We start from the raw sequence: 23857 nt of genomic DNA, 5'->3' as shown, positions 1-23857 counted from the left end.
GCCTCACATGCGTTCGAAGGAGCGGCGCAGCTCCCAGTCGGTGACCGCGGCGTCGAAGGCCTCCAGCTCGACGCGCGCCATGTTGCGGTAGTGCGCGACGACCTCGTCGCCGAAGGCGGCCCGGGCGATGGGGCTGTTCTCCCAGAGCTCGGCGGCCTCGCGCAGGGTGGTGGGGACGTGCTCGTAGCCGGCGGTGTAGGCGTTGCCCGCGCAGGGCTCGGGCAGCTCCAGCTTGTGCTCGACTCCGTACAGCCCGGCCGCTACCAGTCCGGCGACGGCGAGGTGGGGGTTGACGTCGCCGCCGGGCAGGCGGTTCTCGAAGCGCAGGGAGCGGCCGTGGCCGACGACCCTGAGCGCGCAGGTGCGGTTGTCATGGCCCCAGGCGACGGCGGTGGGGGCGAAGGAGCCGGGCTGGAAGCGCTTGTAGGAGTTGATGTTGGGCGCGTAGAGGAGGGAGAAGTCTCGCAGGGCCGCGAGCTGTCCGGCGAGGAAGTGGCGCATGACGTCGGACATGCCGTTCTCGTCGGCCATGACGTTGGTGCCGTCGGCGTCCGTGAGCGAGAGGTGGATGTGGCAGGAGTTGCCCTCGCGCTCGTTGTACTTGGCCATGAAGGTGATCGACACGCCCTCCTGCGCGGCGATCTCCTTGGCGCCGGTCTTGTAGAGGGCGTGTTGGTCGCAGGTGACGAGGGCCTCGGCGTAGCGGAAGGCGATCTCGTGCTGGCCGGGGTTGCACTCGCCCTTGGCGGACTCGACGGTGAGGCCGGCGCCCGCCATGTCGTTGCGCAGCCGGCGCAGCAGGGGCTCGATGCGGCCGGTGCCGAGGATGGAGTAGTCGACGTTGTACTGGTTGGCCGGGGTCAGGCCGCGGTAGTTCGCGTCCCAGGCCTGTTCGTAGGTGTCCTTGAAGACGATGAACTCCAGCTCGGTGCCGACCTGGGCGGTCCAGCCGTGCTCGGCGAGCCGCTCCAGCTGGCGGCGCAGGATCTGCCGTGGCGCGGCGGCCACCGGGGTGCCGTCCTCCCAGGCGAGGTCGGCGATCAGCAGGGCCGTGCCGGGGTGCCAGGGGATGCGGCGCAAGGTGGCGAGGTCGGGGCGGAAGGCGAAGTCTCCGTAGCCGCGCTCCCAGGAGGACATGGCGTAGCCGTCGACGGTGTTCATGTCGGTGTCCACGGCGAGGAGGTAGTTGCACCCCTCGGTGCCGTGGTGGAGCACCTCGTCGAGGAAGAAACGCGCGGCGAACCGCTTGCCCTGGAGCCGTCCTTGCATGTCGGGGAAGGCCAGGACGACGGTGTCGATCTCACCGCCGGCGACGAGGGCGTGCAGTTCCTCGATGCCGAGCGGCGGTGTGCGGTCTGCCACGGGAAAGCCTCCTTAAGGCTTCTTCGGTCAGCCGGGAGCCATAAGGTATTGCTGAGAACCATTGCTTGGGAAGGGGGCACGGCGAGATGGCGGAGGAGGCGGCCGACGCGGGTGACCGGCTGACGCCGGTGCTGCGCCCCGTCCGGGCGGGCAACGGCTTCGAGGAGGCCCTGGAGCAGATCCTCCAGGTCGTCCGGCTGGGCCTGGTGCCCGGCGGGGGGCGGCTGCCGGCCGAGCGGGAGCTGGCGGAGCGGCTGGGGATCAGCCGGGTGACGCTGCGGGAGGTCCTCAAGGTGCTTCAGGAGCAGGGGCTGGTGGAGTCGCGTCGGGGGCGCTACGGCGGAACGTTCGTGCTGTCGCGCACGGCGAGCCCGGGCGAGGACGAGCTGCGCAGGCGGGTGGCCGGGGTCGATGTGGAGGACGTGCTGCGTTTCCGGGAGGTGCTGGAGGTGGGCGCGGCCGGGCTGTGCGCGGCGCACGGGCTGACCAAGGAGCAGGGCGGGCGGCTGCGCGAGGCGCTGTCCCGCACACAGGACGCGCCGCTGACGGACTACCGGCGGGCGGACACCCTGCTGCACCTGACCCTGGCCGAGCTGTCCGGTTCCGCCACGCTCACCGCCCAGTACGCGGCTGTACGGGCCACGGTGAACGACCTGCTCGACTGCATCCCGCTGCTGGTGCGCAACCTGGAGCACTCCCAGCATCAGCACACCGCGCTGGTGGAGGCGGTCCTCGACGGGGACGCGGACGGGGCACGGGAGATCATGCGGGAGCACTGCGCGGGCACGGCGGCGCTGCTGCGGGGTTTTCTGACCTGACGGCCCCGGGATAAAGGTATGCGGACGGTCCATTGAGGCGCGGGAGGGCACATGGCGGACAGGCCGCTCATCGGGATCAGCACGTATCTGGAGTCCAGTGCGCGCTGGGGCGTGTGGGATCTGGCGGCGGCGCTGGTCCCGGCCGGGTATCCCCGGATGGTCCAGCAGGCGGGCGGGCTCGCCGCGATGCTGCCCCCGGACGTGCCGGAGCATGCACCCGATGCCGTCGCCCGCCTCGACGGGCTGGTGATCGCGGGCGGGCCGGACGTCGACCCGGCCCGCTACGGGGCCGAGCGCGACCCGCGCACGGGCCCGCCCGCGCACGCCCGTGACACCTGGGAACTCGCCCTGATCGACGCCGCCCTGGCCGCCGGCACTCCCCTGCTGGGCATCTGCCGCGGCATGCAGCTGCTGAACATCGCCGTCGGCGGCACCCTCGTCCAGCACCTCGACGGCCACACCGAGGCCCCCGGGGTCTTCGGCCGGCACCCTGTCAAGCCGGTCCCGGGCACGCGGTACGCCGCGATCGTCGCCGAGGAGACCGCCGTACCGACGTATCACCACCAGGCGCTGGACCGCCTCGGCAGCGGTCTGGTCCCCTGCGCGCATGCCGCCGACGGCACTGTGGAGGCGGTCGAGCTGCCGGGGCCGCACTGGGTGCTCGGGGTGCAGTGGCATCCGGAGATGGGCGAGGACCCGCGGGTGATGCGGGCCCTGGTCACAGCGGCAGCCGCGTCCTGAGCCACTCCAGGGCGGCCTCGCCCTGCGCCCGCTGGAAGGCGCGCAGGGTGGGGATGCCGGGCGGCGCGGGCAGCAGGGAGTGGCGCAGGAAGTAGCCGGCGAGGGCCGCGAGCGCGGCGGTGACGGCGTCCGGGTCGGCGCCCGCGCCCAGCTCGTGCCGGGTGAACACCTCCTGCGGGTCCGGGCCTCCTTGCGCGCGCACGCACGGCAGCATGACCAGCAGGTCGAACCAGGGCGCGGCGCGCACCACGTGCGGCCAGTCGACGAAGACGACCCGGCCGTCCTCGGTCAGCAGCATGTTGTCGGCGCGCAGATCGCCATGGGCGAGCGTGTCACCGGCGACGGCCTGCGCCCAGGGTCCGGCCAGCTCGGCCAGGCGGTCCAGTCGGGCGGCGGTCCAGGCGCCCAGCCGGTCCGCGACCTCACCCTCGGCGCCGTCGCGCAGCTCGCGCCAGCCGTCGAAGTTCCGGGCGAGGGCCTCGGCGGCAGGCGGGGCGGCGGGCGGGGACGGGGTGAGCGCGCGGGCCAGCCGGGCCACGGCGTCCAGCACCCCGCGCAACTCCGCCGCCCGCCAGGGCACGTGCGGCTGCCGCCCGGCCACGTCCTCGAAGACCAGCGCGACCCAGGTCCCGTCGTCGTACGTCCCCAGCAGCCGGGGCGCGGGCACCTGCGGCGGGAGCGCGGCGGCGTTGCGGGCCTCGGCGCGGTGCAGGGCCGGGCTGTGCGGGTTGGACTCGGAGCTGACGGCCTTCACGAAGGCCCGCCGCCCACCGGCCGTCCGCACCCGTGCGGCCACGCCGGGCGAGAATCCGCCGGACTGAGTGACGGCCTCGACGACCGGCCCGCCGGTCATCTCCGCGACGGCGTCCCGCACGACGTCGGGAAGCGCCTGCCACGGGAGCCGGGAGCCGGAGGCGGGTGGGGCGGTGGTGGTCATGGGGGCCATGGTGCCGGGCCCCCGCCCGGGGAAGCCAAGCGTTTTCGCGCGAAGGGGCCCTACCCGCGCGTCAGCGACAGCAGGTCCCGCGCCGGCCCCGTGGGCCGGTGTCCCGTCGGCCACACCGCGCGCAGGGAGCGTTCCAGGGTGACGCCGTCCAGGGGGACGCGGACGAGGCGGCGCATGGCGAGTTCCTCGCCGACGGCGAGCTCGGAGAGGACGGCGGGGCCCGCGCCGCCCACCGCGGCCGCCTTCACGGCGGTGGTGGAGGACAGCTCGATCAGGGGGCGGGCGAGACCGCCGAGGGCGGCGTCGAGGACCTGCCGGGTACCGGAGCCCTCCTCGCGCAGGATCAGGGGTGTGGCGGCGAGTTCGTCCGCCGCGAGGGGGCGTCGGCGGCGGGCCCAGGGGTGACCGGGTGCGGTGACGACGATCAGGTGGTCGTGGGCTATGACGGTGGCGTCCAGGCCCGCGGGGACCGTCAGGCCCTCGACGAAGCCGAGGTCGGCCTCGTCGGCGAGCAGCCGTTCGGCGACCGCGGCGGAGTTGCCCGCGAGCAGGGACACGGCCGTGTCCGGCCGCTGGGCGCGCAGCGCGAGCAGCCAGCCCGGCAGCAGGTACTCGGCGATGGTCATGCTGGCAGCGACCCGCAGCCGGGAGTCGCGCCGGTCCCGCAGCGCCTGCGTGCCCGCGTCGAAGGCCTCCGCCGCCTCCACCACCCGGCGCGCCCAGTCGGTCACCAGCGCGCCCGCGTCCGTGAGCCGGGAGCCGCGCGGTGAACGGTCGACCAGAGCCACGCCCAACTGACGTTCCATGGAGCGGACGCGGCTGCTCGCGGCGGGCTGGGTGATGCCGACCTCGCGGGCGGCCGCACCCAGGCTGCCCAGCCGGGCGACGGCCAGCAGCAGCTCCAGCGCCCCCAGATCCGGCACCCGGTGCGCGAGCGAACCGCCGCCCGGCCGTGTGTCCCCGTCCCGCCCATCCATGCTGCTCATAACCCCACCTTATGTCCTCATAGAGACATAGTCCCTGGTGGTGGCCCCGGGACCGGGAGACCCTGGGGATCATGGTCACCGCCGCCCAGCCGCTCTCCGCCCCGCCCGCCGTCCCCCGCCGGCCCCGCGCCGCCGCCGTCCGCCACCTCGGGCCCAACTGGTACGCCACCGTCATGGGCACCGCCATCGTCGCCACCGCCGGCACCGCGCTGCCGGCCCATGTCCCCGGCCTGCGCCCGCTGTGCGCGGCCGTCTGGGCGCTCTCCCTCGCGATGCTGCTGGTGCTGCTCACGGGGCGTGCCCTGCACTGGCGCCACCACCGCGACCAGGCCCGCGCGCATCTGCTGGACCCGGCGACGGCTCCGTTCTACGGCTGTGTGGCGATGGCCCTGCTGTCGGTCGGTGGCGGCGCGCTGGCGGTCGGGCGGGACTGGATCGGGCCGCGGGCGGCACTCGCGCTGGACGTCGTGCTGTTCACCGCCGGTACGGCCACCGCGCTGGCCGCGGCCGTGACCGTCCCCTACCTGATGGCCGTACGGCATCGGGTGACGCCGGAGCAGGCCACGCCCGTGTGGCTGCTGCCGCTGGTCGCGCCGATGGTGTCCGCGGCGCAGGGGCCGCTGCTGGTGCCGCATCTGCCGCCGGGGCAGGCCCGGGCGACGCTGCTGCTCGGCTGTTTCGCGCTGTTCGGGCTGAGCCTGCTGGCCACGCTGGTGATGCTGCCGCTGGTGTTCACCCGGCTGATCACCCGCGGCCCGCTGCCGCTCGCGCTGACCCCGACGCTGTTCCTGGTGCTCGGCCCGCTGGGCCAGTCGACCACCGCCGCGGGCAACTTCGCCGACGTCGCCCCGGGCGTGCTGCCCGCCCCCTACGCCGACGGGTTCGGCATCCTCGCCGTCCTGCACGGCGTCCCGGTGATGGGCTTCGCGCTGCTGTGGCTGGGGCTCGCCACGGTGCACGTGGTGCGGGCCCGGCGGCACGGCATGGGCTTCGCGATGACCTGGTGGGCGTTCACCTTCCCGGTGGGCACCTGCGTCACCGGCACCGCGTCCCTGGCCCGGCACACGGGACTGCTCGCCTACGACGCCCTGGCGGTCGCCCTGTACGCCGTGCTGCTGACCGCTGTCGCGCTCGCGGCCTTCGGGACCGTACGGGGGCTGGTCAGCGGAGCGCTGCTCGCAGGGCCGCGCCCAGCACCCGCGGCGCCTCGGCCAGCGACGGCCCGTACCAGGTGAGGTGCCGGCCGTCGACGAGCGCGCAGGGCAGCCCGGGGAACGCCTCGGGGCCGTCGTCGGCGGTGAAGCGGTAGGGCTCGTCGGGCAGGACGACGAGGCCGGGCGCGGCGGCCGTCAGCTCCTCCAGCGGGATGCGCGGGTAGCGCTCGGCGTGCCCGGCGTACAGGTGGTCGACGCCGAGGCGGGCCAGCACGTCTCCGGCGAAGGTGTCGCGGCCCAGCACCATCCAGGGCCGCCGCCAGATCGGCACGACGGCGGTCGTACGACGGGACAGGCCGACCGGTGCCGCCCAGGCGGCCTCCGCCTCGTCCAGCCAGCGTGGCCGGGCCGAGGCCCCGCAGGCGTACAGCACCCGCTCCAGCTCGGCGAACGCCTGCGGCACGTCCCGCACCTCGGTGACCAGCACCTCCACGCCCGCCTCGCGCAGGGCGTCCAGGTCGGGCGCGCGGTTCTCCTCCTCGTTGGCGACCACCAGGTCGGGGGCGAGGGCGAGGATCTTGTCGATCTTCGGGTTCTTGGTGCCCCCGACCCGGGCGACCTCCAGGCCCGCCGGACGCACGCACCAGTCGGTCGCGCCGACGAGCGCACCGGGCAGCGACACAGCCACGGCCTCCGTCAGCGACGGCACCAGGGAGACGACCCTCACCTGGGGCCTTGCCGGTCCTCGAAGGCGTCGATGTGCTCAGCGACGGCGACCACGAGGACGCGGGTCTCCGGCACGGTGGCGCGCCAGCGGTGGCGGACCCCGCCGGTCAGGTAGAGGGTGTCGCCGCGGCCCAGGCGGTAGGCGCGGCCCTCCGCCTCGATCTCGACGCCGCCGTCGGCGACGTACATCAACTGGTCGTTGCGGTACTGGAACTCACGGCCCGTCTCATGGCCGCCGGTGAACTCCGAGGCGTGCATCTGATGGTGGCCGCGCACCAGGGAGCGCATCAGCGGCTCGGGCCCCGGATCGGGGTCCTCGGCCCGCACGACGTCGACGCTGCACGCCGGATCGGCGGCGGCGAGCAGCTCGACGGCCGTGGTGCGCAGGGCATCGGCGACCTTCTCCAGGGAGCTGGTGCTGGGCCGCGCCCGGTCGTTCTCGATCTGGCTCAGGAAGGGCACCGACAGGCCGCTGCGCTCGGCCACGACGGCGAGGGTGAGCTCCAGCGCTCGGCGGCGGCGCCGCACGGCCGCGCCCACGCGCAGTGGCTGCTCTTTGTGGTCGCCCATCGCTCCGGCTCCCTCCTTCGCTCGTCGGTCGGGTCAGGGACGCGCTGCTTGCGGTGCATTCTCTTGGGTTCTCTGCACCCTACGCATGTTCGGCAAACCGTTTCAGGCGGCCGTCACATCGACGACACATTGTCTGAGGTCCGACCTCATACTTCGCGCCATCCCACAGGGATCGTTCCGGGTTCAATGCACCGGCGTCTCCGTCTGTTCCCGAGTTCCCGAAGGAGGCCCGTCTCGAACTCCGGGCGGCTCGGGAGCCGTTCACAGGCCCGTGCGTGGCTCTGCGTGGTTGGCCGGATTCTTACGGTGGCCGTCGCGGGGCGAAGAGGAGGGGCGGGCCGCCGTACGAAGGGGAAGTCGTACGGTGGCCCGCCCCTCTGTCCGGCGGCCGGGTCCGTCAGGTCACCCGGCCGCCCGTCCATGGGGGGTCAGGACGCCCTCATCGGGTCGTCGGGACGCCCGTCAGTGCGTCAGCCCGACGCCCGGCCGGCGTCTCCGGCGACCGGTGCCCACTGGTCCACCAGTGCGGGGTTGTCCTGCAGCCAGTCGCGCACGGCCTGCTGCTCCTGGCCCTTGCCGGCCTTCTGGATCTGCGACTCCAGATCCGTGAGCTGCCGCTCGGTCATCGAGAAGTCCTTCAGCCAGCGGCCGACCTCGGGGTTGTCGGCGGCGAAGCCGTCGCGGGCCAGCGTGTGCACGCCGTCGCCCGCGCCCCAGGCGCCCTTGGGGTCCTTCAGCTTCTTCAGGTCGTAGTCGCTGTACGCCCAGTGCGGCGACCACAGCGTGACGACGACCGGCTCCTTCTTGGCGTACGCCCGCTTCAGCTGGGCCAGCATCGCCGGGGTGGAGCCGTCGACGACGTCGTAGGAGCCCTCGAGACCGTACTCCTTGAGCACCTTGTCCTTGAGCAGGCCCATCATTCCGGCGCTCGGCTCGATGCCGACGATCTTGCCGTCGAAGTCGGCGGCGTGCCGCTTCAGGTCGGCGAGCGTGTTGACGTCCTTCATGTACGACGGGACGCTCAGCTCCAGGGAGGTGGGGCCGTACCACTTGCCGAGGTCGTCGAGCTGCTTGCCGTACTTCTTCCAGTACTCGGCGTGGGTGACCGGCAGCCAGGAGTCGGTCTGGAAGTCGATCTGGCCGGTGGCCAGGCCCGTGTACAGCGGCCCGGCGGCGTACTGGGTGGTGGTGACCTCGAAGCCGCGGCGCTCCAGCAGCTCCTTCCACAGGTAGGTGGAGGCGATGCCCTCGTCCCACGGGATGTAGCCGATCTTGACCTCGCGGCCCTTGCCGACGTCCGTGGCGGAGGCCTCGGCGGTGCCGGCGTTCGACCCGAAGACGTTCATGCCGCCCGCCACCAGGGCGAGGACGACGACGCCGATCACCGCGACGGTGGGGCGCAGGCGGTAGGTCAGGGGGGTGCGGCGGACCTTCGCGGCGGCGCGGCGGCCCAGCGGGGACAGCTGCGTGCCCAGCGCGCCGGTGACGCGGTCCAGGTAGATCGCGAGGACGACGATGCCGAGGCCCGCCTCGAAGCCGAGGCCGATGTCGAGCTGGCCGATGGCCTCGTTGACGGCGCCGCCGAGGCCGCCGGTGCCGACCATGCCGGCGATGACGACCATCGACAGGCCCAGCATGATCACCTGGTTGACGCCCGCCATGATGGTCGGCAGGGCGAGCGGCAGCTGGACCCGCAGGAGCGTGTCGCGGGGTGTGGTGCCGAAGGCCTCGGCGGCCTCCACCAGTTCCGCGTCGACCTGGCGGATGCCGAGCTCGGTCATCCGCACGCCCGGCGCGAGCGCGAAGATCAGGGTGGCGACGACACCGGCGGGCACGCCCATGCCGAAGAACAGGATCGCCGGGATCAGCAGCACCATCGACGGCATCGTCTGGAGCAGGTCCAGGACGGGCCGAACGGCCGCGCTGACGGCCTTGGAGCGGGCCGCCCAGATGCCCAGCGGGATGGAGATCACCAGGGCGATCACGGTGGCGACCAGCACCAGGGACAGCGTCGACATCGCCTTGTCCCACAGGTCGAGCGAGTCGATCAGCGCGAACCCCGCGAAGGACAGCACCCCCGCGGCCAGGCCCCGCAGCCACCAGGCGAGCACCGCGAGGATGCCCGCAAGGAGCAGCGGCTGGGGCGCGGTCAGGACGGCGTCGATACCGTCGTACATGCCCTCGACGACCGTCTTGACGGCGTCGAAGAGCCAGGACAGATGCGTGACGAGCCAGTCGACACCGGAGTCGACCCAGTCACCGAGCTGAAGCCTAGGCACGGGCGGCCACCTTCCCGTCCGGGTTGTCACAGGGCGCGGGGTCGGCGCTCTCGTCGCCGAGGAAGGCGAGCAGCCGCTGCCGCGGCACCACGCCGATGACGTGGTTCGCCTCGTCCACCACCGACACGCGGTGCGACAGGCGGGCGCTGATCGCGCAGAGCTCCGCGAACGGCGTCTCGCGGGTGGCGGTCTCACAGCCGCACGCGGGGGCCTCGCCGGTCACCGAGGTGTCCATCACCGCGCCCGCGGTCAGCACGCGGGAGCGGTCGACGTCCTTGATGAAGGAGGCGACGTAGTCGTTCGCCGGGCGCAGCAGGATGTCCTCGGCGGTGCCGTTCTGCACGATGCGGCCGTCGCGCATGACGGCGATACGGTCGCCCAGGCGCATGGCCTCGTTGAGGTCGTGGGTGATGAAGACGATGGTCTTCTTCAGGGTGCGCTGGAGGGTGAGCAGCTGGTCCTGCATGTCACGGCGGATCAGCGGGTCCAGCGCGCTGAAGGATTCGTCCATCAGCAGCAGGTCGGCGTCGGTGGCCAGCGCACGGGCCAGGCCCACCCGCTGCTGCATGCCGCCGGACAGCTCGTCCGGCCAGGACTTCTCCCAGCCGGCGAGGCCGCACAGTTCGAGGGCCTCGGCGGCGCGCTTCTCGCGCTCCGCGCGCGGCACCCCCTGCACGGCGAGGCCGTAGGCGGCGTTGTCCAGGACGCTGCGGTGCGGGAACAGCGCGAAGTGCTGGAAGACCATGCTGATCTTCTTCGAGCGGACCTCGCGCAGCTCGCGTGCGCCGAGCGCGGTCAGGTCCTGTCCGTCGAAGCGGACCTGCCCGGCGGTCGGCTCCAGCAGGCCGTTGAGCATCCGCAGCAGGGTGGACTTGCCGGAGCCGGACAGGCCCATGACGACGAAGATCCGGCCCTCGTCCACCGTGAAGGAGGCGTCGATCACGGCGGCGGTGGTGCCGTCGGCGCGCAGTTCCTCCCGGTCGGCTCCCTTGCGGAGCCGGTCGACCGCCTCGTCCTGTCGTCTGCCGAACACCTTGTAGAGATGATCGGCCTCTAGCCTGGCTGACACGCGAACCTCTTGTCTCGGGGGCAATGGAAACGGAGCGAGCGGCCGCCTGAGGGGGTCGACGGCCGACGTCGCTCCGTGGCGGCGCCTGCCCGCAGCCGCAGACCACAAACGCACAAGTGGGGCAGGTCACGGCACAGGCGCAGGGCGCAACACGTTCCGGCGCGTGGTTGTCAGTGGTGTGCGGCATGACGCGTGGTTGTCAGTGGTGTGCGGTATGACGCGTGGTTGTCAGTGGTGTGCGGTATGACGCGTGGTTGTCAGTGGTGTGCGGCATGATGCGAGGCGTGACCGGACGACTGATGCTCCTCGACACCGCCTCGCTCTACTTCCGCGCCTACTTCGGCGTCCCGGAGTCCGTGAAGGCCCCGGACGGCACGCCGGTGAACGCCGTGCGCGGGCTGCTGGAGTTCATCGACCGCCTGGTGCGCGACCACCGCCCGGACGAGCTGGTGGCCTGCATGGACGCCGACTGGCGGCCGCAGTGGCGGGTCGACCTGATCCCCTCCTACAAGGCGCACCGGGTCGCCGAGGAGCACGCGGTCGGGCCGGACGAGGAGGTGGTGCCGGACACCCTGTCGCCGCAGGTGCCGGTGATCGAGGAGGTCCTGGACGCGATCGGCATCGCCCGGGTGGGTGTCGCGGGCTACGAGGCGGACGACGTGATCGGTACGTTCACCGCGCACGCCAAGGGTCCGGTCGACATCGTCACCGGCGACCGCGACCTCTACCAGCTGGTCGACGACACGCGCGGGGTGCGGGTGCTGTATCCGCTCAAGGGCGTCGGCATGCTCCAGCTCACCGACGAGGCGGTGCTGCGCGAGAAGTACGGCGTCGACGGCCCCGGCTACGCGGACCTGGCCCTGCTGCGCGGCGACCCGAGCGACGGACTGCCCGGGGTGCCCGGCATCGGCGAGAAGACGGCCGCGAAGCTGCTGGCCGAGTTCGGTGACCTGGCCGGGATCATGGCCGCGGTGGACGACCCGAGGGCGAAGCTCACGCCCTCGCAGCGCAAGCGGCTGACCGAGGCGCGGCCGTATGTCGCCGTCGCCCCGAAGGTGGTGAAGGTCGCGCACGACGTGCCGCTGCCGGACGTGGACACGCTCCTGCCGCGCACCCCGCGCGACCCCGCGGCGGTGGCCGAGCTGGGGGCGCGCTGGGGCCTGGGCAACTCCCTGCACCGGCTGCTGCTGACCTTGGGCGCGTAATCGCCTGTGGTGCTCATGTGGGCACTCGTTCCGCGCACATGCTCTGAGGGTAGTGCTAACTTAGGTATGCCTAAGCATGGATCGCAGGGAGGCCGCCATGGCAGAACGTCCGGCCCGCACGGCGCGGAAGCCCCACACCGCGCAGGTCGTCCGCACCGAGCGGCTCACCCCGCACATGCAGCGCGTGGTGCTCGGCGGCGACGGCCTGGCCGACTTCACGGTGGGGGCCCACACCGACCACTACGTCAAGCTGCTGTTCCCGCCGTCCGACGGCGTGAGCTATCCCGAGCCGTTCGACCTGGAGCGCATCCGCGCCGAGTTCCCGCGCGACCAGTGGCCGGTGACCCGGACGTACACCGTGCGCATCTGGGACCCGCAGACGCACGAGCTGACGCTGGACTTCGTGGTCCACGGCGACGAGGGCCTGGCCGGCCCCTGGGCGACCCGTGTCCAGCCGGGCGAGACCGTCCGTTTCATGGGCCCCGGCGGCGCCTACGCCCCCGACCCGCAGGCCGACTGGCATCTGCTCGCCGGTGACGAGAGCGCCCTGCCCGCGATCGCGGCCGCCCTGGAGGCGCTGCCCGACGACGCCGACGTGCGCTGCTTCGTCGAGGTCTCCGGCCCCGAGGAGGAAGTGAAGATCGACTGCGCCGCGGAGGTCGTCTGGCTGCACCGCGGCGACCGGCGCGTCGGGGAGGCCCTGGTCGAGGCGGTGCGCGCGCTTCAGTGGCCCGAGGGCCGGGTGCACGCCTTCGTGCACGGCGAGGCGAGCTGCGTGAAGGAGCTGCGGCGTCTGCTGCGGGTCGAGCGCGGTATCCCCCGCGAGGACCTGTCGATCTCCGGCTACTGGCGCCTCGGCCACAACGAGGACGGCTGGCAGGCCTCCAAGCGCGAGTGGAACGCCCGCATCGAGCAGGAGCAGGAGGGCAGGGCCCCGGCGGCGTGAGCCTCCCGCCGCAGGTGGCGTGAGCCCCCCGGCGCAGGCGGCTTGAGTCTCCCGCCGCGCCCTCAGTCGCCCTGCACGCGCGCGTGCAGATGCACGTCCTGCCAGCCGTCGGTGTAGAGCACCGCCCCACGCTTGGTGCCCTCCAGCGCGAACCCGCACTTGGCGGCGACCCGGCAGGAAGCCTCGTTCCCCAGGGCGTGGGTGAGCTCCAGGCGGTGGAAGCCGGCCTCCTGCAGCGCCCAGCGGGCGAGGGCCGAGGTCGCCCGGGCGGCGACCCCTTGGCCCCGGGCCGCGGCGACCGTCCAGTAGCCGACCTCGCCCTGACCGTCGACCTGGTCGATGTGGTGCAGCGCCACCCGCCCGAGCAGCCGGTCGTCCCCGGCGTCCACGACGGCCCACTGGGCGCTGCGCTCGGTCGCCCACTCCCCCTGCCACTCCTCGATCCAGCCGCGCACCTCGTCCTCGGAGTCGGCCGCGCGCAGATGCCAGCGGTGCATCAACGGGTCCTGGAAGGCGGCGTACACCGCGGGCGCGTCCGACGCCCGCCAAGGGCGCAGCAGCAGACCGTCGCCGCTGGGGATCACGGGCTGCGGGACGCCCGCGAAGGTGCCGTCGGGCAGGACAGGACCGGTCAGATAGGGCATGGCCCGCATCCTGCCAAGGCGCCTCGGCGGGCCCAACAGGTTTTACGGCGCCGAAGGCCGGTCGCGGCCGCGACGTACCCTTGCCTGCGATGAGACGCCGCACCCCTCCCCCGCCCTCCCCGCTGCCCCAGCGCGACGGGATCGACCCGGTGCGCGTGCGCCTGCCGGGCGAGGGCACCTGGGCCACGGTCGGCGAGCATCTGGTGGAGCGGCTGTCCGGTGCGGGCGCCGGGGTCGTCGAGCGGATGCTGGACGCGGGGCTGATCGTCGGCGCGGACGGACGCCCGGTGGCCGCGGACACGGCGTACGTGCCCGGCCTGTACGTGTGGTTCCACCGCGAGCTGCCGCACGAGGTGCCGGTGCCGTTCCCGGTGGAGGTCGTCTACCGCGACGAGCACATCGTCGTCGCCGACAAGCCGCACTTCCTGGCCACCACCCCGCGCGGCTCCCACATCACCGAGACCGCGCTCGCCCGGCTCCGGCGCGACCTGGGCATCCCCGCGCTGAGCGCCGCACACCGGCTGGACCGGCTCACGGCCGGGCTGGTGCTGTTCACCGTACGGCCCGAGGAGCGCGGCGCCTACCAGACGCTGTTCGGCGAACGCCGGGTGCACAAGGAGTACGAGGCGGTGGCGCCGTACGATCCCGGGCTCGATCTCCCGCGCACCGTGCGCAGCCGGATCGTGAAGGAGCGCGGGGTGCTCGCCGCGTACGAGGTCGAGGGCGAGCCGAACGCCGTCACCCGGATCGAGACACCCGAGCACCGGCCCGACGGGACCGCCCGGTACCGGCTGACTCCCACCACCGGGCAGACCCACCAGCTCCGCGTGCACATGAACGCGCTGGGCCTGCCGATCCTCGGCGACCCCCTCTACCCCGCACCCCTGCCGCCCGTACCGGCCGACGACTTCCGCCGCCCGCTGCAACTCCTCGCCCGCGTCCTGGAGTTCACCGACCCGATCACGGGGACGGCCCACCGCTTCAGAAGCGGGCGGGAGCTTGAGGCGTGGACGTCGTACGACGACTGGGCGGGCGAGTGGACGCCCAGTCGTACGAAGGCTCAGTAGCCCCGCCACCACCGCAGGAACCGCTGCCACGCCCCGGGGCGTCCGGCCGGTGCCGGAACGGGGGCCTCGGCGGGGGCCGGCGGCTGCGGCTCGGGCTGCACGGGCGGGGCCGGCTGCGGAGCCGGCTGCGGGGCCGGGGTGCCGATCTGCCAGGCGGGCCGCTGCTGCGGGACCGGCCGGATCGACGGCTTCTCCTTCACGTCCTGCTGGGCCCGCGGAGCGAACTGCACCGGCAGCGACACCAGATGCCGGGAGGCGATGGACTCGGTCCAGCGCAACTCGTCCTCGTCGCAGTCGAGTTCCACGTCCGGCAGGCGCATCAGCAGCGCGTCGACGCCGACGTCGGCGATGGCACGGCCGATGTCCTGACCCGGGCACTCGTGCGGGCCGCCGCCGAAGGAGAGGTGCGAGCGGTTGCCCTGCATGTTGACCGCCAGGTCGGGCCGGACCCGTGGGTCGACATTGCCGGGGGCCGGTGCGAACAGCAGTCCGTCGCCGCGCCGGATGCGCTGGCCGCCCAACTCGGTGTCCTGCTTGGCGAAGTAGGCGAAGACCGTGCTGAACGGCGGCTCGTCCCACAGCGACTGCTCGACCGCCTCGGGCACCGTCATCTGCCCGCCGTTGAGCTGGGCGCGGAAGCGCGGGTCGAGCAGCACCATGCGCAGCGCGTTGGAGAGCAGGTTGACGGTGGCCTCGTAGGCGGCGTAGAGGACCACACGCAGGTGTTCGCGGACCTCGTCGTCGGTCAGTCGCGCCGGGTGCATGATGAGGTGGCTGGTGAAGTCCTCCTCGGGGTGCGCGCGGCGGCGGGTGGTGAGCCGGCCGAGCGCGTCCATGACGTAGGCGTTGCTGGCGATCGCCGTCTCGGTGCCCTTGAGGGCGTCCCGGGCGGACTGCACGATCCGGTCGTTGTACTCCTCCGGCATGCCGAGGACCTCGCACATCACGGCCATCGGCAGATGCTCGGCGAACTGGCCGACGAGATCGGCGCTGCCCTGCTCGCAGAAGCGGTTGACCAGCCGCTGGGTGTAGCGGTTGATGTGCCGGCGCAGGCCCCGGTGGTCGATGGTCGACATGGCGCCGGTGACCGCGGCGCGCAGCCGCAAGTGCTCGTCGCCCTCGGCGTGGGAGCAGATCGGCTGCCAGGCGATGTGCGGCATCAGCGGGTGGTCGGGCTTGACCCGGCCCTCGATCAGCGGGGTCCAGATGCGGCTGTCACGGGTGAACTGCGAGGGGGTGCGCACCATGTGCAGGTTCTCGGTATGACCGAGGACCACCCAGATCGGCACGTCGTCATGGAGCAGCGCGGGCGCCACGGGCCCGTGCTCGGCCCGCAGCTTCTCGTACAGGTCGCCCAGGTCCACCGCCTCGGGGCCGTACAGCCGGTGCCGGCCTCCGGGGCCGGTGCCGTGCGCGGGGCAGCCGGGGGGCGGGGCGAGGGTCGGGTCGTCCGTTCCGGTCGATGAGAAGGGTTCAGGCGTCACTGTGGAGGCTCCGAGGCTGGTGGATCAGATCCGGTGTGGGGGTTTTCAGGTGAGCGCGCGGCTCAGGGCGATGGAGTGCAGGAAGCGCACCAGGGTCATCAGGGCGTCCCGGCTGGAGGCACGACGCCGTGCGTCGATCTCCATGATCGGGATCTCGTCGGTCAGGTCGAGGGCGGTGCGCAGGTCCTCGAGGGGGTAACGGGGCGCGTCCGGGAAGGAGTTGACGGCCACCACGAAGGGCACGCCGCGCTCCTCCAGCCGCCCCATGACGTCGAAGCTGACCTCCAGCCTGCGGGTGTCGACCAGCACGACCGCGCCCAGCGCCCCTTCGAACAGGCCGTTCCACAGGAACCAGAAGCGCTCCTGGCCCGGGGTGCCGAAGAGGTAGAGGACCAGTTGGTCGGTGATGCTGATCCGGCCGAAGTCCATGGCCACGGTGGTGGCGGTCTTGGTCTCGGAGCCGTAGTTGTCGTCGACGCCGACACCGGCCTGCGTCATGGTCTCCTCGGTGGTCAGCGGTCTGATCTCGCTGACCGAGCCGACCATGGTCGTCTTGCCGACTCCGAAGCCGCCCACGATCACGATCTTCGCCGCGGCCTGGGCCGTGTGCGGCAGATGGTCCTCGGTGCGTGGACCGGGGATGGTGTCAGAGCTTTTGAAGTCCATGCATCACCGCTTCGAGGAGGGAACGGTCGGGGAGCGCCTGACGGGTGATCGGGGCGCGCGCCGTGACCAGTTCGGCCGCCAGCATCTCCGTGAGCAGGACGGTCATCGCGCTGAACGGCAGACTGAGATAGGCCGACAGCTCGGCCACGGACAGCGGGGCGGAACACAGCCGCAGTACCGCCGCCTGTTCCGGGGTCGTCGACGGCGACGGCTCGGTACGCGCCACGATCAGCGTGACGAGGTCCATCTCCGCGCGTGAGCCGTCGACGCCGCCGATGACGAAGAGCCGTTCGGGGTTGGGGCGTTCGCCCTCCTGCCCGGCCGCCTGCGGGGGCGGGCCAGGGGGCTGGACGGGGGTGCGCCTCTGGCGTTGCGGAGGCGTCATACGGTCTGCCCGTTACGCCGGGGCGGACTCGTCAGATGGGCGCCGATGCGGACGACGAGGTCACGCATGCGGGCGCTCATCATGCCGGGTTCGCAGATCATGTCGGCGAGGACGGCGAGGTAGGCGTTGGCGCCGGCGGCCATCATGTAGAAGTAGCCGCGGTCCATCTCGATGAGGACCATGTTCATCTCGCCCTCGCTGGTGGGGATCTCCTGGGCGACCGCGTTCGCCAGGCTCTGCAGTCCCGCGCACGCCGCGGCGACCCGGTCGGCGGTGTCGGGGTCGCCGCCGTGCCGGGCGATGCGCAGTCCGTCGGCGGAGAGCACCACGATCATGGCGATGCCGGGAACGCCGTCGGCGAGCTCCTTGAGCATCCAGTCGAAGTTCGCTCGCTGCTGGATCACTTGAGGTCCCCCTCGTCGTCGGCCTCGCTGCGGGCCGAGTCCTCGATCAGATGGGTGTATGCGGTGGGGTTGCGCGTGAACGCGGTGGGGTGTTCACCGGGCGGGGCGACCTTCTTCAGGCCCTCCCAGAAGGCCTCGAAGGCCAGGCCGGGTGCGGGTTTGTCTTCTCTCTTGGCCGGTGCCTGCCGCTCCAGCTCGGCCTTCAGGTCGGCCCACTGCGGACCGGGGTCGCGCCCTTCGCGGATGGCGGCCTCGGCGGCGTACTGCTCGGCGATCCGCTGGCTGATCGGGACCTTGACCCGGCTGCGGCGCTGCGGCAGACCGCCCGCGGTCCACTCGGTGACCTCCGGGATCTCGTCCTCCATGGAGACCGTGGCCGGGATGCGCGGGCTGGTGGGGCGGCGCTTCTTGGGCGGGCGCTTGGGCCCTTCGAGCGCGTCGACCGTCTGCGGCAGGGCGGTGGCGCCGATGCCGTGGGCGAGTCCGACGCCGGGCTCGGTGGTCATCATGTCGCTGGGCACGATCAGCACGGCCCGGACGCCGCCGTACGCCGAATTGCGCAGCGATACCTGCATGTTGAACTGGGTGCACAGGCGGCCGACGACGGCGAGGCCCAGGCGCGGGCTGTCACCGAGCTCCTGGAGGTCGACACCGGCCTTGGCGCGCTCCAGCATGCCCTCGGCGCGGGCGCGGGCCTCCTCGCTGAGGCTGACACCGCCGTCCTCGATCTCGATGGCGACACCGGTCTGCACCTCGAAGGCGGTGACGTGGACCTTGGTCTGCGGCGGTGAGTAGCGGGTGGCGTTGTCGAGCAGCTCGGCGCAGGCGTGGATGACCGGCTCGACGGCGGTGCCCCTGATGTTGACCTTGGCGATGTTGTCCAGGGAGATCCGCCGGTACTCCAGGATCCGGGACATGGCGCCGCGCAGCACGCTGTAGAGGGCGACGGGCTTGGGCCACTGACGGCTCGGGCGGCCGCCGCCGAGGACGCCGATGGAGTCGGCGAGCCGGCCGATCAGGGCGTTGCCGTGGTCGATGCGCAGCAGGTCGTCGAAGACCTCGGGGTTGCGGCCGTGGTCCTCCTCCATCTCCCGCAGTTCCGCGGCCTGTTGGTGGATGATCGCCTGGACGCGGCGGGCGATGCTCACGAAGGACCGCTGGGCGGAGTCGCGCAGGGCTTCCTCGTGGTCGACGATCCGCAGGAGGTAGTGGACCAGCTGGCGCTCGGCCTCGGCCAGGTCCCGGTAGGAGGGATCGATGAGGCCCAGGTCGCGCATCACCTCTCCGGGCGAGTGGCCGGTGCTCATCCGGCTCAGCGCGGCGGGCACGACCTCCTGGCCGAGGCGGATCATCCGCTCGTCGTGGGCGGCGATCCGCCGCTCCAGATACGCGGTGTGACGGGCGTGCTCGGCGCGCAGGTCGCGCAGCACACGGCCGCGGCGCGCGGCCTCGGCGCCGGTGAGGATCACCAGCAGGGTGGCGACGCCACCGCACACGGCCACCGCGTTCTGCGCCGGCTGCGCGACGAGTGCCACAGCGGCGCCGGTCGCCGCGGCCATGACTATCGCGGGGAGCAACAGCACGCGAGTGAAGGGGAGTTCGCGGCGTACGGGAGGGGATTGGACACTCACCATGTGGGCCCTCGTCAGGGAACTGTCGGGATCTAAGGCATATAGGGGAACAAGCGCGCGATTCATCTCAACTCGGCGCGCTGCGGGCGAGCTTAGTCCGACCGGATCATCGCCGTGTCATATTCGGCAAGCACCTGAAATGCCTCCCGCAACAGGAGTACGCTCGGCCCCATTTACACGCTGAGACCACGCTCGCACACGGAGAGTAGCGGAGGATAGGCATGCGAAAGTGACTCACCGTAACGAGTGAACTAGGTCGCCGATGAGGAACCCAAGGGCGCGGGGCTGTATCGATATGCGGCTCCGCCGCGCGGGCGCGAGGAGCACAGATCCCCGCACCCGCCGACGAAAGATCAGCCCACGGACGAGTAGGCGACAACCCCCCGCAACAACGCGTCAACAGCCTTACGAGCAGCCCTGGGCACGGTGGACCCCTCGGGAGAGGCGGCCGCCTGGATCTGCCCCAGCACATCGATGACCTGCTTGCACCACCGCACAAAGTCACCGGCCGGCATCTCCGCCTCGCGCAGCACCTCGTCGAGCCCCTTGTCGGAGGCCCACATGTACGCGGCCCAGGCAAAGCCGAGGTCCGGCTCCCGCTGTCCGACCCCCTCGGTCTGCGTGATGCGGAAGTCCTCCTCCAGCGCGTCCAGGCGCCCCCAGATGCGCACCATCTCCCCCAGCGCGGCCTTGGCCTTGCCGGACGGCAGCTTGGGCGCGAGCGCGTCGTCACTGACCCGGGCCTCGTACACCAGCGCCGACACACAGGCCGCCAGCTCCGCGGGGCTCAGGCCCTCCCAGACGCCGGCCCGCAGGCATTCGCTGGCCAGCAGGTCGAGTTCGCCGTACAGCCGGGCGAGCCGCCGCCCGTGCTCGGTGACCTCGTCGTCGCGCAGGTAGTCCAGCTCGGTCAGCAGCGCCACGATCCGGTCGAAAGTTCGGGCGATGGTGTTCGTACGGCCCTCGATGCGCCGCTCCAGCTGCGAGGTGTCCCGCAGCAGCCGGTGGTAGCGCTCGGCCCAACGCGCGTGGTCCTCACGGTCGTTGCAGCCATGGCAGGGGTGGGCGCGCAGCGCGGCGCGCAGCCGGGCGATCTCGCGGTCGTCGGCCGCCTGCGAACGCCCTCTGCGGTGCCGGTCCGGCACGATGTGCCCGGCCTTGCTGCGCAGCGCGCTAGCCAGGTCCCGGCGCGACTGCGGGGAGCGCGGGTTGAAGGACTTGGGGATCCGCATCCGCTCCAGCGCCTCCACCGGCACCGGGAAGTCGATCGACGCCAGCCGCTTGACCTGCCGCTCGGCGGTCAGCACCAGCGGGCGCGGGCCGTCATGGTGGTCGAAGCCGCGATGGCCGTTGGACCGCCCGGCCGGCAGCCCCGGGTCGAGGACCAGCGCAAGCCCCGCGTACTTGCCGGTCGGCACATGGATCACGTCACCCGGCTTGAGCCGCTCCAGCGCCACGGCCGCCTCCGCGCGCCGCTGCGAGGCGCCCTGCCGGGCCAGCTCGGTCTCGCGGTCCTTCAGCTCACGCCTGAGGCGCGCGTACTCCTCGAAGTCGCCGAGGTGGCAGGTCATGGAGGCCTTGTAGCCCTCCAGGCCCTCTTCGTTGCGCTGCACCTGCCGGGAGATCCCGACGACCGACTTGTCGGCCTGGAACTGCGCGAAGGACGTCTCCAGCAGCTCACGCGAGCGGTGCCGCCCGAACTGCTCGACGAGGTTGACCGCCATGTTGTACGACGGCTTGAAGCTGGAGCGCAGCGGATAGGTGCGGGTGCCCGCGAGTCCCGCGAGCTGCTCCGGGTTCATGCCGCGCTGCCACAGCACCACCGCATGGCCCTCGACGTCGATGCCGCGCCGGCCCGCCCGGCCGGTGAGCTGGGTGTACTCGCCGGGGGTGATGTCGGCGTGCTGCTCGCCGTTCCACTTGACGAGCTTCTCCAGGACCACGGACCGCGCGGGCATGTTGATGCCCAGCGCGAGGGTCTCGGTGGCGAAGACGGCCTTGACCAGGCCGCGCACGAACAGTTCCTCGACGACCTCCTTGAAGGTCGGCAGCATGCCCGCGTGATGGGCGGCGATACCGCGCTCCAGGCCCTCCAGCCACTCGTAGTAGCCGAGGACGTGCAGGTCCTCGGTCGGGATGGAGGCGGTGCGCTCCTCGACCAGGGCCCGCACCTTGACCCGCGCCTCGTCGTCGTTCAGCCGCAGCCCGGCGTACAGGCACTGCTGTACGGCGGCCTCGCACGCGGCGCGGCTGAAGATGAAGGTGATCGCGGGCAGCAGTCCCTCGGCGTCGAGGCGCTCGATGACCTCGGGGCGGCTCGGCGTCCAGATCCGGGACCGCTGGCGCCGCTCGCGCTCCCGGTCGGCCTCGCGCATGGCGCGGCCGCGCCGGCGGTCCGGGTAGGAGGGCCGGCTGGCCTCCATCCTGGCCATGCGGGTGAGGTCGGGGTTGACGGCTCTGCGCTGGCCCTCGCCCTCCTCGAACAGGTCGTACATCCGGCGCCCGGCGAGCACGTGCTGGAACAGTGGCACGGGCCGGTGCTCGGAGACGATCACCTCGGTGTCGCCGCGGACGGTGTCGAGCCAGTCGCCGAACTCCTCGGCGTTGGACACGGTCGCGGACAGTGACACCAGGGTCACGGACTCGGGCAGGTGGATGATCACCTCTTCCCAGACGGCTCCGCGGAAGCGGTCGGAGAGGTAGTGCACCTCGTCCATGACCACGTAGCCGAGGCCGAGGAGGGTCTGCGAGCCGGCGTACAGCATGTTCCGCAGGACCTCGGTGGTCATGACGACCACCGGGGCGTCGGAGTTCACGCTGTTGTCGCCGGTGAGCAGGCCGACCTTGTCGGTGCCGTAGCGGCGGCACAGGTCGGAGTACTTCTGGTTCGACAGCGCCTTGATGGGTGTCGTGTAGAAGCACTTCTTGCCCTGGAGCAGGGCGAGGTGGACGGCGAACTCGCCCACGATCGTCTTGCCCGAGCCGGTCGGCGCGGCCACCAGGACACCCTTGCCCGCTTCGAGTGCCTGGCAGGCCTCTATCTGGAAGGGATCGAGGCCGAAGTCGTACATCTCGCGGAAGGACGCGAGCGCGGTGGCCTGCTCGGCAGCGCGCTTGCGGGCTGCCGCGTACCGCTGGGCCGGTGAGAGGTCCTCTGTCATCGTGCTTTCGAGCGTACCGTTCCGCACTGACAACAGGACGATCATTATCCCGATCTGCTTCCCGCAGGCCCGGGATCCGTGCAGCTCACGGCCGTAGGGCCGGTGAAGGCCCGCAACGGCGAGCGGCCGGCGGCGCCGGGTGGGCGCCCCGGCCGCGGCCCGCGGTGGGGTGAGGCGGAGGAGGCGCTCAGGCGGCCCCTGGGTCGTCAGGTCACGTCGTCGTAGCCGTTGACCCGGTCCGTGCTCGTCTGCTCGGGCAGGGCCCGGCTCGCGGTGACGGGCTCGATGTCGCCGATGTCATCGGGCGTGAGGTCCAGCTCGGAGGCCTCGTCGTCGGCGGGGCCGAGAGCCTCGCGGCGGAGCCGGCGCCGGTCGTTGACGAGCGCGACGATCACAGCGGCGAAGTAGAGCACCCAGATCGGCCCGGCGAGCGCCAGCATGGACAGCGGGTCGGTGCTCGGCGTGGCGATGGCCGCGAAGACCGTGATGCCGAGGATCATGCCGCGCCACCAGCCGAGCATGCGCTTGCCGGTGATCGCCCCGGTGAAGTTCAGCATGACCAGCAGCAGCGGCAGCTCGAAGGACAGACCGAAGACGATCACCATGCGGGTGACGAGGTCGAGCAGGTCGTCCAGCGGCAGCAGGTTGTCCACGCCGAACGGCGTGAACTCGATCAGGACGTTCGCGGTGGTGGGCAGCACCGAGTAGGCGAAGTAGGCGCCGGCGAAGAACAGCGGGACGCCGGTGGCGACGAACGCGTACGCGTACTTCTTCTCGTGCCGGTGCAGACCGGGCGCGACGAAAGCCCACAGCTGGTAGAGCCACACCGGCGAGGCGAGGACCACGCCGGCCATGAGCGACACCTTCAGCGCGAGGGTGAAGGGCGCGAGCAGGCCGTTGATCGTGATCTGGGCGCAGGGGCTGTCGCCCTTCTGCTTCGCCAGCTCCGAGAACGAGTCCGGGCAGCCGACGGAGTCCAGGACCGGCTTGGTGAAGAAGTCGATGATGTCGTTGTAGAAGAAGGCGGCCACGACGGTGACGACAATGATGGCCAGCACGGCCTTCGCGAGCCGGTTGCGGAGCTCACGCAGGTGTTCCGCGAGGGGCATCCGCCCCTCGGGATCCTTCTCCTTGTTGCGGGCAGGCTTCAGCAACCCACGTTCCCATCTCCTACGGCGGGCCGGAGGTCACCGGCCCTGCGTCAGCGCTTGGTGGTGTCCGTCGGCTCGTTGACCGGCCGGGAGCTGGTCACATCGCCGGGAGAAGCCTGGATGACGCGCTGAGCGGGGGCCTGGTCGTCGCCCGGGTTCGGCGGGTCGGCCGGGGCGGCGGCCTTGCCGTCCTCCTTCATCGCCTTCGCCTCACTCTTGAGGATGCGCGCGGACTTGCCGAGCGAGCGAGCCATGTCCGGCAGCTTCTTGGCGCCGAACAGCAGCAGGATGATGACGAGGATCAGGGTGATCTCGAGCGGGCCGATCTTTCCGCCGAACATATGTTTTACCTTCTCACCGAGGCGAATTGATGGGACACTGTCCGACCGGTCGGACGGGTGTCCGAACGATCGTGCCGCCAGCGATCGTAACGCCCGGGGGTGAACCTCAGGCAATCCCCGT

At 72.0% G+C, this 23857-nt stretch carries 22 protein-coding genes; 6 read left to right on the top strand and 16 right to left on the bottom strand.

The window, feature by feature from the left end; all coding sequences use genetic code 11:
* Positions 1-3: 3 nt before the first annotated feature.
* Entirely contained in the window at positions 4-1362 is a 1359-nt protein-coding gene (locus ACIQ6Y_RS28315; protein ID WP_404042924.1) for a glutamine synthetase family protein, read from the bottom strand.
* An 86-nt stretch (positions 1363-1448) separates the two neighbouring features.
* Here ACIQ6Y_RS28315 and ACIQ6Y_RS28310 point away from each other — a divergent pair, with 86 nt between their 5' ends.
* Together ACIQ6Y_RS28310 and ACIQ6Y_RS28305 are read left to right on the top strand one after the other, a co-directional pair.
* On the top strand, positions 1449-2180 hold the full coding sequence (locus ACIQ6Y_RS28310) for a FadR/GntR family transcriptional regulator (RefSeq protein WP_404042922.1): 732 nt from the start codon (positions 1449-1451) through the stop codon (positions 2178-2180).
* Positions 2181-2231: 51 nt separating this feature from the next.
* Positions 2232-2921 carry a gamma-glutamyl-gamma-aminobutyrate hydrolase family protein gene (locus tag ACIQ6Y_RS28305; protein ID WP_404042920.1) on the top strand — a complete coding sequence of 230 codons (690 nt, stop codon included), beginning with the start codon at positions 2232-2234 and terminating at the stop codon, positions 2919-2921.
* Here the strand turns inward: ACIQ6Y_RS28305 and ACIQ6Y_RS28300 are convergent.
* Together ACIQ6Y_RS28300 and ACIQ6Y_RS28295 are read right to left on the bottom strand one after the other, a co-directional pair.
* The gene (locus ACIQ6Y_RS28300) at positions 2899-3858 is read right to left on the bottom strand and encodes an aminoglycoside phosphotransferase family protein (RefSeq protein WP_404042918.1); all 960 of its coding nucleotides are present in this window, start codon (positions 3856-3858) and stop codon (positions 2899-2901) included. The genes ACIQ6Y_RS28305 and ACIQ6Y_RS28300 overlap by 23 nt on opposite strands.
* Positions 3859-3917: 59 nt before the next feature.
* Positions 3918-4853, bottom strand: a complete 936-nt coding sequence (locus tag ACIQ6Y_RS28295; protein ID WP_404042916.1) for a LysR family transcriptional regulator — start codon at positions 4851-4853, stop codon at positions 3918-3920.
* Between the two features lie 71 nt (positions 4854-4924).
* On the opposite strand from ACIQ6Y_RS28295, the gene ACIQ6Y_RS28290 reads away from it, so the two are divergent.
* The gene (locus tag ACIQ6Y_RS28290) at positions 4925-6088 is read left to right on the top strand and encodes a TDT family transporter (RefSeq protein ID WP_404042914.1); all 1164 of its coding nucleotides are present in this window, start codon (positions 4925-4927) and stop codon (positions 6086-6088) included.
* On the opposite strand, the gene ACIQ6Y_RS28285 is transcribed toward ACIQ6Y_RS28290, so the two are convergent.
* The 4 genes from ACIQ6Y_RS28285 to ACIQ6Y_RS28270 all read right to left on the bottom strand — a co-directional run bounded on the left by ACIQ6Y_RS28285 (position 6015) and on the right by ACIQ6Y_RS28270 (position 10651).
* Positions 6015-6734 (bottom strand): helical backbone metal receptor, encoded by a 720-nt coding sequence (locus tag ACIQ6Y_RS28285; RefSeq protein WP_404042912.1) that lies wholly within the window; start codon positions 6732-6734, stop codon positions 6015-6017. The two genes, ACIQ6Y_RS28290 and ACIQ6Y_RS28285, sit on opposite strands and share 74 nt — an antisense overlap.
* Complete coding sequence (locus ACIQ6Y_RS28280; RefSeq protein ID WP_404042910.1) at positions 6731-7303, bottom strand: helix-turn-helix domain-containing protein; 573 nt, start codon at positions 7301-7303, stop codon at positions 6731-6733. Before ACIQ6Y_RS28280 ends, ACIQ6Y_RS28285 begins: the two co-directional genes overlap by 4 nt.
* 470 nt (positions 7304-7773) lie before the next feature.
* Positions 7774-9582 carry an ABC transporter permease/substrate binding protein gene (locus tag ACIQ6Y_RS28275; protein WP_404042908.1) on the bottom strand — a complete coding sequence of 603 codons (1809 nt, stop codon included), beginning with the start codon at positions 9580-9582 and terminating at the stop codon, positions 7774-7776.
* Positions 9575-10651 (bottom strand): glycine betaine/L-proline ABC transporter ATP-binding protein, encoded by a 1077-nt coding sequence (locus ACIQ6Y_RS28270; RefSeq protein WP_404042906.1) that lies wholly within the window; start codon positions 10649-10651, stop codon positions 9575-9577. The genes ACIQ6Y_RS28275 and ACIQ6Y_RS28270 overlap by 8 nt, the downstream gene beginning before the upstream one ends.
* A gap of 275 nt (positions 10652-10926) precedes the next feature.
* On the opposite strand from ACIQ6Y_RS28270, the gene ACIQ6Y_RS28265 reads away from it, so the two are divergent.
* Both ACIQ6Y_RS28265 and ACIQ6Y_RS28260 read left to right on the top strand, forming a co-directional pair.
* Positions 10927-11856 carry a 5'-3' exonuclease H3TH domain-containing protein gene (locus ACIQ6Y_RS28265; protein WP_404043372.1) on the top strand — a complete coding sequence of 310 codons (930 nt, stop codon included), beginning with the start codon at positions 10927-10929 and terminating at the stop codon, positions 11854-11856.
* 97 nt (positions 11857-11953) lie between these two features.
* On the top strand, positions 11954-12802 hold the full coding sequence (locus ACIQ6Y_RS28260) for a siderophore-interacting protein (RefSeq protein ID WP_404042904.1): 849 nt from the start codon (positions 11954-11956) through the stop codon (positions 12800-12802).
* Positions 12803-12864: 62 nt separating this feature from the next.
* On the opposite strand, the gene ACIQ6Y_RS28255 is transcribed toward ACIQ6Y_RS28260, so the two are convergent.
* Positions 12865-13446 carry a GNAT family N-acetyltransferase gene (locus tag ACIQ6Y_RS28255; protein WP_404042902.1) on the bottom strand — a complete coding sequence of 194 codons (582 nt, stop codon included), beginning with the start codon at positions 13444-13446 and terminating at the stop codon, positions 12865-12867.
* A gap of 89 nt (positions 13447-13535) precedes the next feature.
* Between ACIQ6Y_RS28255 and ACIQ6Y_RS28250 the strand changes: the two genes are divergently transcribed.
* Positions 13536-14513, top strand: a complete 978-nt coding sequence (locus tag ACIQ6Y_RS28250; protein WP_404042900.1) for a pseudouridine synthase — start codon at positions 13536-13538, stop codon at positions 14511-14513.
* Here ACIQ6Y_RS28250 and ACIQ6Y_RS28245 read toward each other — a convergent pair.
* The 8 genes from ACIQ6Y_RS28245 to tatA all read right to left on the bottom strand — a co-directional run bounded on the left by ACIQ6Y_RS28245 (position 14507) and on the right by tatA (position 23736).
* Positions 14507-15997, bottom strand: coding sequence for a cytochrome P450 (locus tag ACIQ6Y_RS28245; RefSeq protein ID WP_404042898.1), 1491 nt, complete (start codon positions 15995-15997; stop codon positions 14507-14509). The two genes, ACIQ6Y_RS28250 and ACIQ6Y_RS28245, sit on opposite strands and share 7 nt — an antisense overlap.
* A 45-nt stretch (positions 15998-16042) precedes the next feature.
* Positions 16043-16663 (bottom strand): GTP-binding protein, encoded by a 621-nt coding sequence (locus ACIQ6Y_RS28240; RefSeq protein ID WP_404042896.1) that lies wholly within the window; start codon positions 16661-16663, stop codon positions 16043-16045.
* A complete protein-coding gene (locus tag ACIQ6Y_RS28235; RefSeq protein ID WP_404042894.1) occupies positions 16644-17048 on the bottom strand; it encodes a DUF742 domain-containing protein in 405 nt (134 codons plus the stop codon). The genes ACIQ6Y_RS28240 and ACIQ6Y_RS28235 overlap by 20 nt, the downstream gene beginning before the upstream one ends.
* Positions 17045-17452, bottom strand: coding sequence for a roadblock/LC7 domain-containing protein (locus tag ACIQ6Y_RS28230; protein WP_402503034.1), 408 nt, complete (start codon positions 17450-17452; stop codon positions 17045-17047). The genes ACIQ6Y_RS28235 and ACIQ6Y_RS28230 overlap by 4 nt, the downstream gene beginning before the upstream one ends.
* Positions 17449-19086, bottom strand: a complete 1638-nt coding sequence (locus ACIQ6Y_RS28225) for a sensor histidine kinase (protein WP_404042892.1) — start codon at positions 19084-19086, stop codon at positions 17449-17451. Before ACIQ6Y_RS28225 ends, ACIQ6Y_RS28230 begins: the two co-directional genes overlap by 4 nt.
* Before the next feature lie 350 nt (positions 19087-19436).
* Positions 19437-22289, bottom strand: coding sequence for a DEAD/DEAH box helicase (locus tag ACIQ6Y_RS28220; protein WP_404042890.1), 2853 nt, complete (start codon positions 22287-22289; stop codon positions 19437-19439).
* A 161-nt stretch (positions 22290-22450) separates the two neighbouring features.
* A complete protein-coding gene (gene tatC / locus ACIQ6Y_RS28215; protein WP_404042888.1) occupies positions 22451-23398 on the bottom strand; it encodes a twin-arginine translocase subunit TatC in 948 nt (315 codons plus the stop codon).
* A 47-nt stretch (positions 23399-23445) separates the two neighbouring features.
* Positions 23446-23736 carry a Sec-independent protein translocase subunit TatA gene (tatA, locus tag ACIQ6Y_RS28210; RefSeq protein ID WP_404042886.1) on the bottom strand — a complete coding sequence of 97 codons (291 nt, stop codon included), beginning with the start codon at positions 23734-23736 and terminating at the stop codon, positions 23446-23448.
* Between the last annotated feature and the right edge of the window lie 121 nt (positions 23737-23857).

Origin of the sequence: Streptomyces sp. NPDC096205, assembly GCF_044763135.1 — a bacterium.
Classification (GTDB): domain Bacteria; phylum Actinomycetota; class Actinomycetes; order Streptomycetales; family Streptomycetaceae; genus Streptomyces.
This window is presented reverse-complemented; position numbering and strand designations above follow the sequence as displayed.